Genomic DNA, 14,585 nt, shown 5'->3' with positions numbered 1-14,585 from the left:
GCCACTGGCGCGACGGCGATGTGGCGCGGCGCCACGGCGGGGCGACGGCACGCGGGGCCACCCGTCAATCCCCCTTGCGCACCAGGATCTTCCCCGTGTTCCCGCCCCGCAGCATCAGCAGGAACGCGTCCACGATCCGGTCGAAGCCGTCGATCACCGTCTCGTCCGCCGTCAGCGCGCCGCTGCGCAGATGCGGTACGGCGAAGTCGTACAACTCCTCCTGCGCGTCGTGGTGATCGGAGACCAGGAAGCCCTCGATGCGCAGCCTGCGTTCCACCACGGCGGTGTGGTCGAGGGCGACGGGCGGGGCGTCGGGGGTGTTGTACCGGCTGATCGTGCCGACCCGCGCCACCCGGCCCCGAAGACGCAACGCGCCGATCGCCGCGCCGAGTTGCTCGCCGCCCACGTTGTCCACGAAGACGTCGACGCCGGTGGGCGCCGCCGTGGTCAGCAGGGCGGCGGCGGGGCCCTCGTGGTAGTCGAAGGCGGCGTCGTAACCCACGTGTTCCGTGAGGTACCTGACCTTCTCGGGCGTGCCCGCGCTGCCGATCAGCCGGCCCGCGCCGAGGAGCCGGGCGAAGCGGCCCGCCGCCGTGCCGACACCGCCCGCCGCGCCGGAGACGAACACGTCCTCGCCCGCGCGCAGCCGCGCCACGCGGGTCAGGGCGACGTACGCCGTCAGGCCCGTGCCGCCCAGCACGCTGAGGTACGCGGTCAGCGGGACGCCGGGGTGGTGGGGGAGCCGTCGTACCTCCTCGGGGGTGACCACGGCGTGGGTGCGCCAGCCCTGGCGGTGGAAGACGATCTCGCCCTCGGGCAGGTCCGGGGTGCGTGAGGCGGTGATCCGGCCCAGGGCGCGGCCCTCCAGTGGGGCGTTCAGCGCGAAGGCGCCGTCCATCATCTCCCGGTGGTAGGGGTCCACCGACCACAGCAGGTTCTCCACCAGGGCGGTGCCCGGGGCCGGTTCGGGCACCGGGGACTCGGCGAAGCGGAAGTGGGCGGCGGTGGGGAAGCCGGTGGGGCGGGCGGTCTGCTGCACGGTGAGCGCGGTCTCGGTCATGAGGAGGACGGTAGGCAGGAATGCCGCGCGGTAGCAGAGGGTTGGGCTCATGGAAGCCGCTGATCCATGAAGCGGGCTCATGGACGCAGGTGGGAGCCCCCGAGTGACAGACCTTGCCCCGCAGGAGCTGAGGATCCTGGTCGCCGTGGCCGACGAGGGCGGCTTCTCCGCCGCGGGCACCCGGCTCGGCACCACCCAGTCCGCCGTGTCCCACGCGGTGCGCGGCATCGAACGGAAGCTGGGCGCCGTGCTGTTCGAGCGCGGCCGGTTCGGCGCCCGCCCCACCCCGGCCGGTGAGCGGGCCGCCGCCCACGCCCGGCGGGTGCTGCGGATGCTTGCGGTGCTGGCCGCCGAGGTGCGCGCGAGCGAGAGCGGGCGGCTCACCGGACCGCTGCGCGTCGCCGCGTTCCGCAGCGCGGCCCTGTATCTGCTGCCGCCCGCCCTGGAGCGGCTCGCCGCCCAGCACCCCGGGATCGAGGTGGAGGTCACCGTCGTACGGGAGTTGGGCGCCGGCACCGCGGCCGAGGTCGCCGCCGGCCGGGCCGACCTCGGGATCGCCACGCTGACCGGGGCGCCCCCGGCAGGGCTGGTCGGCGGGCCGCTGCTGGAGGAGCCGTACGCCCTGGTGCATCCGGCCGGCCACCCGGACCCGCGCGCCCTGCCGCTCGTGGACTGGGCCGAGAACTGCGGTTCCCGCACCCGCGATTGGTGGGCCGCCCAGGACTGGCTGCCGCCCGCCACCGTCCGCGCCGAGGACGACGGGGCGGTGCTGTCCATGGTGGGCAGCGGCCTCGGCATGGCCGTCATGCCCGCGCTGTCCCTCACCGGGGCACCGCCCTCGGTGGAGATCGCCGACCTCGGCCCGGACCGCCCGTACCGCGGCGTCGGCTACGTCACCACCCCGGAACTGGCCACCACCGACGCCGTACGCGCCCTGATCCGTGTCCTGCGCTCACTCGGACGCGTGTCGACGCAGCTCAGAGGCGTTCGAGGAGGCCCGCCGTCTCAGATAGTAGGAAGTCCGAGTAACTATGCAGACAGATACGGGCCGCTCCCTTAGCTTGGAAGGAGCCGAACGTCTCGCTCCATCCAGCGAATGGCGGTCGTGAGCCGGGCCCCGTGCAGGCAACCCCTGCGGCCAGCGCTCCCTGCCTGCTCCGGCGTCTCGCACACCCCCCTCATCTCCGTGCTCCCTTCATGCCGAGGAGTCGATTTCCATGGCCGAGACGACCGCCCGCCGCCGCGTCCGCCACGTGCCCAGCACCGGCGAGTCCGACCGCAAGAACGCCGCCGCCGCCCTCCAGCGCGCCCTCGACCGCCGGGACAACGGCGGCCAGACCGGCCACTGAGCCGGACGCCGGACGCCGGACGCCGAACGCCGAACGCCGAACCTCCTTCCGAGCCGCTCGCAGTGACACGGGCCGTCCGGATAATGGACAGCCCGTGTCATCACCTGGGACGAAGAGTAGGGTGCCCGCATGTCTCGCAGCCTCAATCTCGCAGTGATCCCCGGTGACGGCATCGGCCAGGAGGTGGTGGCCGAGGGTCTCAAGGTCCTCTCCGCCGTCCTTCCGCAGGATGTGAAGCTGGAGACCCAGGACTACGACTTCGGCGCCAGGCGCTACCACGCCACCGGTGAGACCCTCACCGACGCGGACCTCGCGCAGCTGAAGCGGCACGACGCCATCCTGCTCGGCGCCATCGGCGACCCGTCGGTGCCCTCCGGCGTCCTGGAGCGCGGCTTCCTGCTCAAGCTCCGCTTCGCCTTCGACCACCACGTCAACCTGCGGCCGAGCAAGCTGCTCCCGGGCGTGTCCACCCCGCTCGCCGGACAGCCGGAGATCGACTTCGTCGTCGTCCGCGAGGGCACCGAAGGCCCGTACACCGGCAACGGCGGCAGCATCCGCAAGGGCACCCCGCACGAGGTCGCCACCGAGGTGTCCGTCAACACGGCCTACGGCGTCGAGCGCGTCGTGCGTGACGCCTTCGCCCGCGCCCAGGCCCGCCCGCGCAAGAAGCTCACGCTGGTCCACAAGAACAACGTGCTGACCTTCGCCGGCCATCTGTGGACCGACATCTTCAATCGGGTCGCCCAGGAGTTCCCCGAGGTCGCCACCGACTATCTGCACGTCGACGCGGCCACCATCTTCCTGGTCACCCAGCCCGAGCGCTTCGACGTGATCGTCACCGACAACCTCTTCGGCGACATCATCACCGACCTCGCCGCGGCCGTCTCCGGCGGCATCGGCGTGGCCGCCTCCGGCAACATCAACCCGGGCCGCGAGTTCCCGTCCATGTTCGAGCCGGTGCACGGCTCGGCCCCGGACATCGCGGGCCAGGGCAAGGCCGACCCGACGGCCACGGTCCTCTCCGTCGCCCTGCTGCTGCGCCACCTCGGCTACGACGCCGAGGCCGACCGCATCGACGCGGCGGTCGCCGCCGACCTCACCGAGCGCGCGGACCGGCCCGCCCGGAGCACCTCCGAGATCGGCGACGCGCTCGCCTCCCGAGTAGCCGGCTGACCCGGCGCTCGAATCGCAAGAAGCCGCCGGGTCGCCCGACCGCCCGGCGGCTTCCGCATGTCTCCGCCGGGTGAAACCATCGCCCCGGGCCGCCACCACGACCCCCGGGCCGTAGCCCACCCGATTCCATCGGCCGGGGCCCGCGAGCGATAATCGAACGCGGAGCCGCGGTATGAGGGAAAGCTCGGACGTCCGGGCACCGGTCGCCAGCCGGTGTCAGGGGTGAGCGCGGCCCGTCACAACAACCGGTGAAGGACAATCACTCATGACGACGCCCACGATCGAGCTCAAGCCCTCCGCCAGTCCCCTCGCCGCCGCCGAGCGCGAGGCGATCCTGGCCAATCCCGGGTTCGGCCGCCACTTCACCGACCACATGGTGACGATCCGGTGGACCGAGGGCCGCGGCTGGCACGACGCCCAGCTCGTGCCGTACGGCCCGATCTCCCTCGACCCCTCCACCCAGGTGCTGCACTACGGCCAGGAGATCTTCGAGGGGCTGAAGGCCTACCGCCAGCCCGACGGCTCGATCGCGCTGTTCCGTCCCGAGGCCAACGCCCGCCGTTTCCGCACCTCCGCCCGCCGCATGGCCATGGCCGAGCTGCCCGAGGACCTGTTCATCGCCGCCCTGGACGCGCTGCTCGTCCAGGACGCCGACTGGGTCCCGCCGCACGGTGGCGAGGCGGCCCTCTATCTGCGCCCCTTCATGATCGCCACCGAGGCCGCGCTCGGCGTGCACCCGGCCAACGAATACATGTTCCTGCTCATCGCCTCGCCGTCGGGCGCCTACTTCTCCGGTGGCGTCAAGCCGGTCACCATCTGGGTCGCCGAGGACCATGTGCGCGCCGTCCCCGGCGGCACCGGTGACGCCAAGACCGGCGGCAACTACGCCGCCTCCCTGCTCCCGCAGGCCGAGGCCGCGGCCCACGGCTGCGACCAGGTCGTCTACCTCGACGCGGTCACCCGCACCAAGGTGGAGGAGAGCGGCAGCATGAACGTCGCCTTCGTCTACGGCGACAAGATCATCACGCCCACCCTGACCGGCTCCATCCTGGAGGGCATCACCCGCGACTCCCTCCTCCAGGTCGCCCGCGACCTCGGCTACCAGGCCGAGGAGAGTGTGATCACCCTGGAGCAGTGGCGCGCGGACGCCGCCTCCGGCGCGCTGACCGAGGTCTTCGCCTGCGGCACCGCCGCGGTGGTCACCCCGATCGGCCATGTGAAGACCAAGTCCGACGAGTGGACCCACGGCGACGGCACCCCCGGCGAGGTCACCATGCGCCTGCGCGAGGCCCTGCTGGGCGTCCAGCGGGGCATGGTCGCGGACCAGCACGGCTGGATGCACAAGATCGGCTGACCGCCGGGCACCCTCGCGCAGGGCCGCTGCGGATTCCCTTCCGGGGATCGCGGCGGCCCTGCGCGTTTTTGGAGCGGTGTTCGATCCCTCACGTGCCCGCCCCTCCTGAGCCCCTTCTCTTCCTCGCACTCTCCGTTTAGAGTGCTGCTCTAAAGGTTTAGAGTGTTGCTCTAAAGAAGGATGAGCGCTCTCAAGGGTTGACGAGAAGGAGGCCCCGCGCCGTGCGACTGACCCCGACGGAACGTGACCGGCTGCTGCTCTTCGGCGCCGCCGAGCTGGCCCGCGCCCGCCGCGCCCGCGGCCTGCGGCTGAACGTGCCGGAGGCGACCGCGCTGATCGCGGACACCGTCTGCGAGGCCGCCCGGGACGGCCGGCGGCTCGCCGAGGCCATCGAGGCGGCGCGCGGGGTGCTCGGGCCCGAGGACGTGCTGCCCGGGGTCGCCGACGTGGTGACCGAGGTGATGGTCGAGGCCGTCTTCGACGACGGCTCCCGGCTCGCGGTGGTCTCCGATCCCATCGGCGGCGGCCTGGGCACGGACGCCCCCGGCGCGCTGCTGCCCGGCCCCGCGCACACCGACCCCGAACCGGTGCTCCGGCTCACCGTCACCAACACCGCGACCGTGCCGGTCTCCGTCACCTCCCACTTCCACTTCTTCGAGGCCAACCCGCGCCTCGACTTCGACCGCGCGGCCGCCTACGGCATGCGGCTCGCCGTACCCGCCGGATCCTCGGTGCGCTTCGGGCCGGGCGAGAGCGAGGAGATCGGCCTGGTGCCGATCGGCGGCGAGCGGATCGCCATCGGCTTCGCCGGGCTGGTCGACGGGCCGCTGGACGCGCCGGGCGCACGGGCGGAGGCCCTGCGCAGAGCCGCGGCCTGCGGATATCTGGGGGCCGGCGGCGACGACGGTCACCTGAGCGACGAGGAGAAGGGGCAGGATCGATGAGCCGTTCCAAGGGGCGCGAGGTCAGCCGGGCGATCCATGTCGACCCGGGCGCCTACGCCGCGACTCACGGCCCCCGCGCGGGCGACCGGGTCCGCCTCGGCGACTCGGGCCTGACCATCCGCGTGGAGTCCGACGCCCAGCGCTACGGCGACGAGTTCCTCGCCGGGTTCGGCAAGACGGCCCGCGACGGACTGCACCTCAAGGCCGCCGCCGTGCGCGAGACCTGCGACGTGGTGATCAGCAACGTCGTGGTGATCGACGCGGTGCAGGGCATCCGCAAGGTGTCCATCGGCATCCGCGAGGGCCGTATCAGCGCGATCGGCCGCGCGGGCAACCCGGACACCCTCGACGGCGTGGACGTCGTGGTCGGCACCGGCACCTCGATCGTCTCCGGCGAGGGCCTGATCGCCACCGCGGGCGCCGTCGACACCCATGTCCATCTGCTGTCACCGCGCATCATGGAGGCGTCCCTCGCCTCCGGCGTGACCACCGTCATCGGGCAGGAGTTCGGCCCGGTGTGGGGCGTCGGCGTCAACTCCCCCTGGGCGCTGCGCCACGCCTTCAACGCCTTCGACGCCTGGCCGGTCAACATCGGCTTCCTGGGCCGGGGTTCGTCCTCGCACGAGGCCCCGCTGATCGAGGCGCTGGCCGAGGGCGGCGCGAGCGGCTTCAAGGTGCACGAGGACATGGGCGCCCACACCCGCGCCCTGGACACCGCGCTGCGGGTCGCCGAGGAACACGACGTGCAAGTCGCCCTGCACAGCGACGGGTTGAACGAGTGCCTCTCGGTCGAGGACACCCTCAGGGTGCTGGAGGGCCGCACCATCCACGCCTTCCACATCGAGGGCTGCGGCGGCGGACACGTCCCCAACGTGCTGAAGATGGCCGGGGTGCCGAACGTCATCGGCTCCTCCACCAACCCCACCCTGCCCTTCGGCCGGGACGCGGTCGCCGAGCACTACGGCATGATCGTCTCCGTCCATGACCTCAAGCCCGAGCTGCCCGGCGACGCGGCCATGGCCCGCGACCGCATCCGGGCGGGCACCATGGGCGCCGAGGACGTGCTGCACGACCTGGGCGCGATCGGCATCACCTCCTCCGACGCCCAGGGCATGGGCCGCGCGGGCGAGACGGTACGGCGCACCTTCGCCATGGCCGGCAAGATGAAGGCCGAACTGGGCCCGCTGGAGGGCGACGGGGAGGGTGACGACAACGCCCGCGTGCTGCGCTACATGGCCAAGCTGACCATCAACCCCGCGATCGCACACGGCCTTTCGCACGAGGTCGGCTCCATCGAGGTCGGCAAGCTCGCCGACCTGGTGCTCTGGCGCCCCGAGTACTTCGGCGCCAAGCCGCAGCTGGTCCTCAAGTCCGGCTTCCCCGCGTACGGCGTCGTCGGCGACCCCAACGCGGCCACCGACACCTGCGAACCCCTCGTCCTCGGGCCGCAGTTCGGGGCGTACGGCGCGACGGCCGCCGACCTCTCCGTCGCGTTCGTCGCGCGGGCCGCCGTCGACCAGGGCAACGACACCATGCCGACCCGCCGCCGCCGGGTCGCCGTCCGCGGCACCCGGGGCATCGGCCCGGCCGACCTGCGGCTGAACGCCCGTACCGGAGCGGTCGACGTCGATCAGCGCACCGGCCTGGTCACCCTCGACGGCGACCCGCTGCGCTCGGAACCGGCCGACTCGGTCTCCCTCAACCGCCTCTACTTCCTGTGACCTTCGAAGACCTCCGGTGAACCCGGCACACCTCCTGTGAACCCCGAAACGGACCCCCAGATGAGCACCCCTGCCGCCGACGGCTTCCGCATGCCCGCCGAGTGGACCCCGCACGAGCGCACCTGGATGGCGTGGCCGGGCCCCAACCCCACCTTCGAGGACGCCGAGGACCTCGCCGCCTCCCGCCGTGCCTGGGCCTCGGTCGCCCGCGCCGTCCGCCGCTTCGAACCGGTGACCGTGGTCTGCGGCCCCGGCGCGGCGGCCGGGGCGCGGCGGCTGCTCGGGCCGGACATCGACCTGGTGGAGCGCGAGCTGGACGACGCCTGGATGCGCGACATCGGCCCCACCTTCCTGACCGACGACCAGGGCGAACTGGCCGCCGTGGACTGGACGTTCAACGGCTGGGGCGCCCAGGACTGGGCCCGCTGGGAGCACGACGCGAAGATCGGCGGGCAGGTCGCCGACCTCGCGGGCGCGAGGACGTACGCCTCGACGCTGGTCAACGAGGGCGGCGGCATCCATGTCGACGGCGAGGGCACGGTGCTGCTCACCGAGACCGTGCAGCTCGGCCCCGAGCGCAACCCGCACTGGACGAAGGAGCAGGTCGAGGCGGAGATCCACGCCCACCTCGGCACCAGCAAGGCCATCTGGCTGCCGCGCGGCCTGACCGCCGACTATCCGCCGTACGGCTTCGGCACCCTCGGCCATGTCGACATCGTCGCCGCCTTCGCCCGCCCCGGTGTCGTCCTCGCCCACCACCAGCCGGACCCCGCCCACCCCGACCACGAGGTCAGCAAGGAGGTCATCGGCCTCCTCAGGTCCTCGACCGACGCCCAGGGCCGCCCGCTGGAGGTCGTGGAGGTCCCCGCGCCGACCGTGCTGGAGGCCGACGGCCACTGGGCCGACTACTCCTACATCAACCACTACCTCTGCAACGACGGCGTCGTCCTGTGCGCCTTCGACGATCCCCGCGACGAGACGGCCGCCGCCATTTTCCGCCGCCTCTTTCCCGAGCGCACCGTCACCCTGGTCGACGCCCGCCAGATCTTCGCGGCCGGGGGCGGCGTCCACTGCATCACCCAGCAGCAGCCCAGGTCCCGCCGCTCTTGACCTCAAGTCCGCTTCAGGCCGGAGGCTTGAGGACATGACCACACAGACGGATCGGACAGAGATCGAGGGCGCGGCGGCCGTCCGGGCGGTCTGGACGCGGGGGCGGCCGCCCGCGGGGGTGGGGGAAACCCCCGTCCGGCAGCCGTCGGCGCCTCGGGTCGGGTAGAACATACGGGTGAACGTCCTGGTCTGTGCGGTCTGCGGCCACCGGCTCTGTGAGCCGGTGCGCCTGCTGGCCGAGTTGCCCGAGCGCCCCCTGAACAGCGGGCGCAAGAACGCCGACGGACCCCGGCAGGCGCCCGCCACCGTGCCGCGCGGGACCTGCGCGGTGGACCCCGAGCCGTCGGGGGCGCCGTTCGTGCCGCACCCGGACCCCGACTGGGTGGGGTCCGCCGTGCCCGGCGTGGCCGTCGCCGACCCCGAAGGGCCGGGCTTCCTGATGTCGGCCGGCCCCCGGGACACCCTGGTCGTCCACCCCGAGGACACCCGCGGCCACCTCCTGGGCGACGACGACTGCCAGGACTCCGGGTGCTGCGGACCCACCGGTCAGCAGGGACCCAACTTCCTGTGCCCGGGCTGCCGGGCGCCGGTGGCGACGCTGTTCGCCGAGTGCTACGGCCCCTACGAGACCCACTTCCTGCCCGCCGCCGTACGCCTGGTGTCCCCATGAGCGAAGCTCCCGCGCCCCGTCGGCGCACCCCCGCCCCGCCCCGCGAGGAGCTGCTCGCCGCGGCCATGGGCATGATCGCCGAACGCGGCCTGGAGAAGCTCACCATGGCGGCGCTCGGCCGCGAGGTCGGGATGAGCAGCGGGCACCTCCTCTACTACTTCCGCTCCAAGGACGAACTGCTGCTCCAGACCCTGGAGTGGAGCGAGGGCCGGCTCGGGGCGGCGCGCGGCCGGCTGCTCGCGGGGCAGGGCTCGGCCCGGGAACGGCTCGCGGCGTACGTCGACCTGTACGTCCCCGACGGCCACCGCGATCCGCACTGGACCCTGTGGCTGGAGGTCTGGAACCGCTCCCAGAACGCCGACGACGACGCGCGCGCCCGCCAGGCCGCGATCGAGGGGGCGTGGCACCGGGACCTCGTCGCCCTGATCGCGGAGGGCGTCTCGCGCGGGGAGTTCAGAGAGGTGAACGCGGACCGCTTCGCGACGAGGACGCGTGCGCTGCTCGACGGGTTCTCGATTCATGTCGCCATCGGGTTGCGGGGGGTGCACCGGGAGCAAGTGCTCGCGCATGTGGGGGAGTTCATCGAGGACGGGCTGATCGCCCGGTCGTCGTAGGAGGGTCGGCCGTTCGGCGGGTGCGGGTCGGCGGGTGCGGGCCGTGGGCGGCTGATCGCGCAGTTCCCCGCGCCCCTTCGGGGCGCGTCGTCGGGGGCATCGTTCGCTCAACCGCCGGGCAGGTAACGGCCCATGGGAATCCAGCACTGGAAGAAGATCTGGGTCGGGTCGGCGGGGAACATGGTCGAGTGGTTCGACTGGTTCGTGTACGCCAGTTTCGCCACTTATTTCGCCGGGGCGTTCTTCCCGAGCGGGAACCCCACCGCGCAGCTGATGAACACCGCCGGGATCTTCGCCGTCGGGTTCTTCATGCGGCCCGTGGGCGGCTGGCTGCTGGGGCGGGTCGGCGACCGCCGGGGCCGCAAGGCGGCGCTGACGCTGACCGTCACGCTGATGTCAGCCTCGGCGGTGCTGATCGCCGTCGCGCCCACGTACGCGGTCGCCGGGTACGGCGGCGCCCTCGTGCTGCTCGTCGCCCGGCTGCTCCAGGGGCTGTCGGTGGGCGGCGAGTACGCGGCCGGCGCCACCTATCTCACCGAGGCCACCGACCCGGGGAGGCGCGGCTTCGCCTCCAGCTTCCAGTACGTGTCCATGACCGTCGGCCAGATCATCGGCCTCGGCCTCCAGATCATCCTCCAGCGCACCCTGTCCGACTCCGCCCTGCACAGCTACGGCTGGCGCATCCCCTTCGTCGTCGGCGCCCTCGGCGCGGCCGTCGTCTTCTATCTGCGCCGCAACATGCCGGAGAGCGAGGTCTACGACGAGGACGCCACGGCCGCGGAGGAGCGCGGCACCCTGCGCGCCCTGTGGCAATACCGGCGCGAGGCGTTCCTCGTCATCGCGCTGACCATGGGCGGCACGGTCGCGTACTACACGTACACCACCTATCTGACCAAGTACCTCTCCAACTCGGCGGGCCTGTCCAAGGACACCGCGACCCTCGTCTCCTTCACCGCGCTGATCGTCTTCGCCGGGCTGCAACCGCTCGCCGGGGCCCTTTCCGACCGGATCGGGCGGCGGCCGCTGCTGATCACCTTCGCGGTCGGCTCCACCGTCCTGACCGTGCCGATCATGACCCTGCTGGGGCACACCGGCGGCTACTGGCCCGCGCTCGGCCTCTCCCTGCTCGCCCTGGTGATCGTCACCGGCTACACCTCGATCAACGCCTGTGTGAAGGCCGAGCTGTTCCCCACAAGTGTCCGCTCCTTGGGCGTCGCCCTCCCGTACGCCCTCGCCAACGCCCTCTTCGGCGGCACCGCCGAATACATCGCGCTGTGGTTCAAGAAGGCCGGGATCGAGTCCGGATTCTTCTGGTATGTGGCGGGATGCGCGGCCGTATCGCTCATCGTGTACGTCACCATGCGGGAGACGAAGGACCTGGATCTGGCCGGGACGCGGGGGGCCAGTGGAGTGGGGGAGTCCAGTGTGACGACCGCATCCTGAGACGGACGGTGAGCCGGGGGCGGTGCTGTGCCAGACTTCCCCCGTGCTTACGTTCGCCACGATTATTGGCAGCAGGCGCGCCGGTCCGCAGTGACCATCTCGTACGACCAGGTGCGGGTGGCCACCGTTCGTCCTCGACCCGCGCGCAGACCTCTCGCATCCGCGAGGGGTTTTTTCGTTTTACGGCCCACCTTCAGCCGTGAAGCGAGCGCGGGGGAGTATTGGGGGGACGGTGGAGCCGGTCATTCCGGTAAGACCGAAGATCCACAACAGGAGCCTTGAGACCATGACCGAGACGGCAACCAGCGAGCTCGACGACTCGTTCCACGTCTTCGACACCACGCTGCGCGACGGCGCGCAGCGCGAGGGCATCAACCTCACCGTCGCGGACAAGCTCGCCATCGCCCGGCACCTGGACGACTTCGGCGTCGGCTTCATCGAGGGCGGCTGGCCCGGCGCCAACCCCCGCGACACCGAGTTCTTCGCCCGCGCCAAGAACGAGATCGAATTTCGCACCGCCCGGCTGGTCGCCTTCGGCGCCACCCGCCGCGCCGGTGCCAAGGCGGCCGACGACCCGCAGGTCAGGGCGCTGCTGGAGTCCGGCGCCCCGGTGATCACGCTGGTGGCCAAGGCGCACGACCGGCATGTGGAGATGGCGCTGCGCACCACGCTGGACGAGAACCTGGAGATGGTCCGCGACACCGTCTCCTACCTGTGCGAGCAGGGCCGCCGGGTGTTCGTGGACTGCGAGCACTTCTTCGACGGCTACCGCGCGAACCCCGAGTACGCCAAGGCCGTCGTACGCGCCGCGTCCGAGGCCGGCGCCGATGTGGTGGTGCTGTGTGACACGAACGGCGGCATGCTGCCCGCCCAGGTGCACGTCGTCGTCGCCACCGTGCTCGCCGACACCGGCGCCCGGCTCGGCATCCACGCCCAGGACGACACCGGCTGCGCGGTCGCCAACACGCTGGCCGCGGTCGACGGCGGCGCCACGCATGTGCAGTGCACGGCCAACGGCTACGGCGAGCGGGTCGGCAACGCGAACCTGTTCCCGGTGGTCGCCGCGCTGGAGCTGAAGTACGGCAAGCAGGTGCTGCCGGAGGGCCGGCTGCGCGAGATGACCCGGATCTCGCACGCCATCGCCGAGGTCGTCAACCTCACGCCCTCCACCCATCAGCCGTACGTGGGCGTCTCCGCGTTCGCGCACAAGGCCGGGCTGCACGCCTCCGCGATCAAGGTCGACCCGGACCTGTACCAGCACATCGATCCCGCGCAGGTCGGCAACACCATGCGGATGCTGGTCTCCGACATGGCGGGCCGTGCCTCCGTCGAGCTCAAGGGCAAGGAACTCGGCGTCGACCTCGGCGGCGACCGCGAGCTGATCGGGCGGGTGGTGGCCCGGGTCAAGGAACGCGAGCTCAAGGGCTACACGTACGAGGCCGCCGACGCCTCCTTCGAGCTGCTGCTGCGCGGTGAGGTCGAGGGCAAGGCGCTGAAGTACTTCGACGTCGAGTCCTGGCGGGCGATCGCCGAGGACCGCCCCGACGGCAGCCACGCCAACGAGGCCACGGTCAAGCTGTGGGCCAAGAGCGAGCGCATCGTGGCCACCGCCGAGGGGAACGGCCCGGTCAACGCCCTCGACCGGGCCCTGCGGGTCGCCCTGGAGAAGATCTACCCCCAGCTCGCCGCCCTCGAACTGGTCGACTACCGCGTCCGCATCCTGGAAGGCCGCCACGGCACCTCCAGCACCACCCGCGTCCTCATCTCCACCTCCGACACCACCGGCGAGTGGTCCACGGTGGGCGTCGCGGACAACGTCATCGCCGCGTCCTGGCAGGCCCTGGAGGACGCGTACACGTACGGCCTGCTGCGCGCGGGCGTGGAACCGGCGTAACGCTCCACGGGGGGCACGGGAACGCTCCGCAGGGGGGCACGAGGACGGGGGCGCCCCACCTTGAGGGGTCCCGGCCCGCCTAGCTCGAAGAACCCGGTACCGCCTTCCCTGCCGGGGCCCGGTTCCCGGCTCTCGGCTCTCGGCTTCCCGGCGGGGCCCGGCTCCTGGCTTTCTGCCGGGGTCCGGGGTCCGGCTTTCGGCTCCCGCCAGGGTCTGGTGTCCGGCTCTCGGCTCCCCGCCAGGGTCTGGCTCCTGGCTTTCTGCCGGGGTCCGGGGTCCCGCTTTCGGCTCCCGCCAGGGTCTGGCTCCGGATTCCCTGACGGGGCCCGGGTTGCGCCGCCCAGCCGGGCCCGGCTCCTGGTTCCCTGACGGGGTCCGCCTCCGGATTCCCTGGCAGGGCCCGGGTTCCGCCTCCCCGGCGGAGTTCGGGCCGCCTGTCCTGGCTGGGTTTCGGGTGGCGTGTCTGAGGAGGGCGGGGTGTCTGGCCTCGGCGGGTCCCGGACCGTCCGCCCGGCGGGGTCGGGGATTCCTCCCCGGCCCCTGCCGCCACGGCCCTCCGGGTGGCCCCAGTCTCAGGCGTTTCCGGCCGGTCCCACCCTCAAGGTGCCCGCCAGATGTTGTCGAAAGCGGCGTTCTCGATGCGGCGGCGTTCGCGGACCGCGGTCAGTTCGGTGATCGCGTCGCCGACGGTGGCCAGGACGGTGAGGACCGCGTCGTCGGCGTTCTCGTTGCCGTCCGTGCGGTCCTCGCCGATGCCCAGGGGGACGGCGAGGGCGGTCAGGACCGGTTCGTTGGACCACCAGCGGTCGGCCGCGCGGCGGCGGGCCGGGGTGTCGGGCCGGGGGGCGTCGCCGCCGAGCCGGGGCAGCAGGCGCCGGGGTTTCCCGGTGAGCTGACCGGCGCGGTCCAGCTCGTCCTGGTAGGCCCCGGCGAGCCCGCGGCCCCGGCGCCACAGCCAGTCCTCGACGCTCTCGTACGGCTCCGCGCGCACCAGCGCCGCGCCCGCCTCGTCCAGCATCCGGTCACCCGTGCTCAGCGCCGCCCCCGGCACGATGCGCTCCCCGTCCAGGGTGAGCGCCCGCGCCCCGAGCAGATCGATCAGCTCGGCCCCCGCGAGGGCCAGCGACAGATCGCCCTGCTCGACGGCGCGCGCGCCGGGGACGTCCACGCTGACGAGGAACAGATCCTGCGGTGTGGTCATGAGGGACTCCAGGTCGCCGGGGCGGACTCCCTCATCGTGCCCCGGCCGACCC

Annotated in this window: 13 protein-coding genes; 11 read left to right on the top strand and 2 right to left on the bottom strand. The window is 72.4% G+C overall.

The genetic code is table 11. The features are described 5' to 3' along the window. Positions 1-64 precede the first annotated feature (64 nt). Positions 65-1,060 (bottom strand): zinc-binding dehydrogenase, encoded by a 996-nt coding sequence (locus ACLF5H_RS02580; protein WP_421674451.1) that lies wholly within the window; start codon positions 1,058-1,060, stop codon positions 65-67. Between the two features lie 103 nt (positions 1,061-1,163). Here ACLF5H_RS02580 and ACLF5H_RS02575 point away from each other — a divergent pair, with 103 nt between their 5' ends. The 11 genes from ACLF5H_RS02575 (at position 1,164) to cimA (ending at position 13,332) form a co-directional block, all read left to right on the top strand. Further along, the gene (locus ACLF5H_RS02575; protein ID WP_421674450.1) at positions 1,164-2,120 is read left to right on the top strand and encodes a LysR family transcriptional regulator; all 957 of its coding nucleotides are present in this window, start codon (positions 1,164-1,166) and stop codon (positions 2,118-2,120) included. A gap of 157 nt (positions 2,121-2,277) precedes the next feature. Next, positions 2,278-2,409, top strand: a complete 132-nt coding sequence (locus ACLF5H_RS02570) for a hypothetical protein (RefSeq protein ID WP_421674449.1) — start codon at positions 2,278-2,280, stop codon at positions 2,407-2,409. Between the two features lie 129 nt (positions 2,410-2,538). Then, positions 2,539-3,582, top strand: a complete 1,044-nt coding sequence (locus ACLF5H_RS02565; protein ID WP_421674448.1) for a 3-isopropylmalate dehydrogenase — start codon at positions 2,539-2,541, stop codon at positions 3,580-3,582. A 265-nt stretch (positions 3,583-3,847) separates the two neighbouring features. After that, positions 3,848-4,936: a branched-chain amino acid aminotransferase gene (locus ACLF5H_RS02560; RefSeq protein WP_421674447.1), complete on the top strand. Its 1,089-nt coding sequence runs from the start codon at positions 3,848-3,850 to the stop codon at positions 4,934-4,936. 221 nt (positions 4,937-5,157) lie between these two features. After that, entirely contained in the window at positions 5,158-5,880 is a 723-nt protein-coding gene (gene ureA, locus ACLF5H_RS02555; RefSeq protein WP_421674446.1) for an urease subunit gamma, read from the top strand. Next, on the top strand, positions 5,877-7,601 hold the full coding sequence (locus ACLF5H_RS02550; protein ID WP_421674445.1) for an urease subunit alpha: 1,725 nt from the start codon (positions 5,877-5,879) through the stop codon (positions 7,599-7,601). Before ureA ends, ACLF5H_RS02550 begins: the two co-directional genes overlap by 4 nt. A gap of 60 nt (positions 7,602-7,661) precedes the next feature. After that, entirely contained in the window at positions 7,662-8,711 is a 1,050-nt protein-coding gene (locus ACLF5H_RS02545) for an agmatine deiminase family protein (protein WP_421674444.1), read from the top strand. A gap of 175 nt (positions 8,712-8,886) precedes the next feature. After that, the gene (locus ACLF5H_RS02540; protein WP_421674443.1) at positions 8,887-9,381 is read left to right on the top strand and encodes a hypothetical protein; all 495 of its coding nucleotides are present in this window, start codon (positions 8,887-8,889) and stop codon (positions 9,379-9,381) included. Beyond that, positions 9,378-9,995 (top strand): TetR/AcrR family transcriptional regulator, encoded by a 618-nt coding sequence (locus ACLF5H_RS02535; RefSeq protein ID WP_421674442.1) that lies wholly within the window; start codon positions 9,378-9,380, stop codon positions 9,993-9,995. The genes ACLF5H_RS02540 and ACLF5H_RS02535 overlap by 4 nt, the downstream gene beginning before the upstream one ends. Before the next feature lie 132 nt (positions 9,996-10,127). Continuing rightward, positions 10,128-11,438, top strand: a complete 1,311-nt coding sequence (locus ACLF5H_RS02530; protein WP_421674441.1) for an MFS transporter — start codon at positions 10,128-10,130, stop codon at positions 11,436-11,438. Positions 11,439-11,724: 286 nt separating this feature from the next. Continuing rightward, positions 11,725-13,332, top strand: coding sequence for a citramalate synthase (gene cimA, locus ACLF5H_RS02525; protein WP_421674440.1), 1,608 nt, complete (start codon positions 11,725-11,727; stop codon positions 13,330-13,332). A gap of 598 nt (positions 13,333-13,930) precedes the next feature. Here the strand turns inward: cimA and ACLF5H_RS02520 are convergent. Beyond that, complete coding sequence (locus ACLF5H_RS02520; protein ID WP_421674439.1) at positions 13,931-14,533, bottom strand: GOLPH3/VPS74 family protein; 603 nt, start codon at positions 14,531-14,533, stop codon at positions 13,931-13,933. Positions 14,534-14,585 lie beyond the last annotated feature (52 nt).

The organism is Streptomyces sp. LaBMicrA B280 (assembly GCF_049222185.1).
In the GTDB taxonomy this organism is placed as follows: domain Bacteria; phylum Actinomycetota; class Actinomycetes; order Streptomycetales; family Streptomycetaceae; genus Streptomyces; species Streptomyces murinus.
This window is presented reverse-complemented; position numbering and strand designations above follow the sequence as displayed.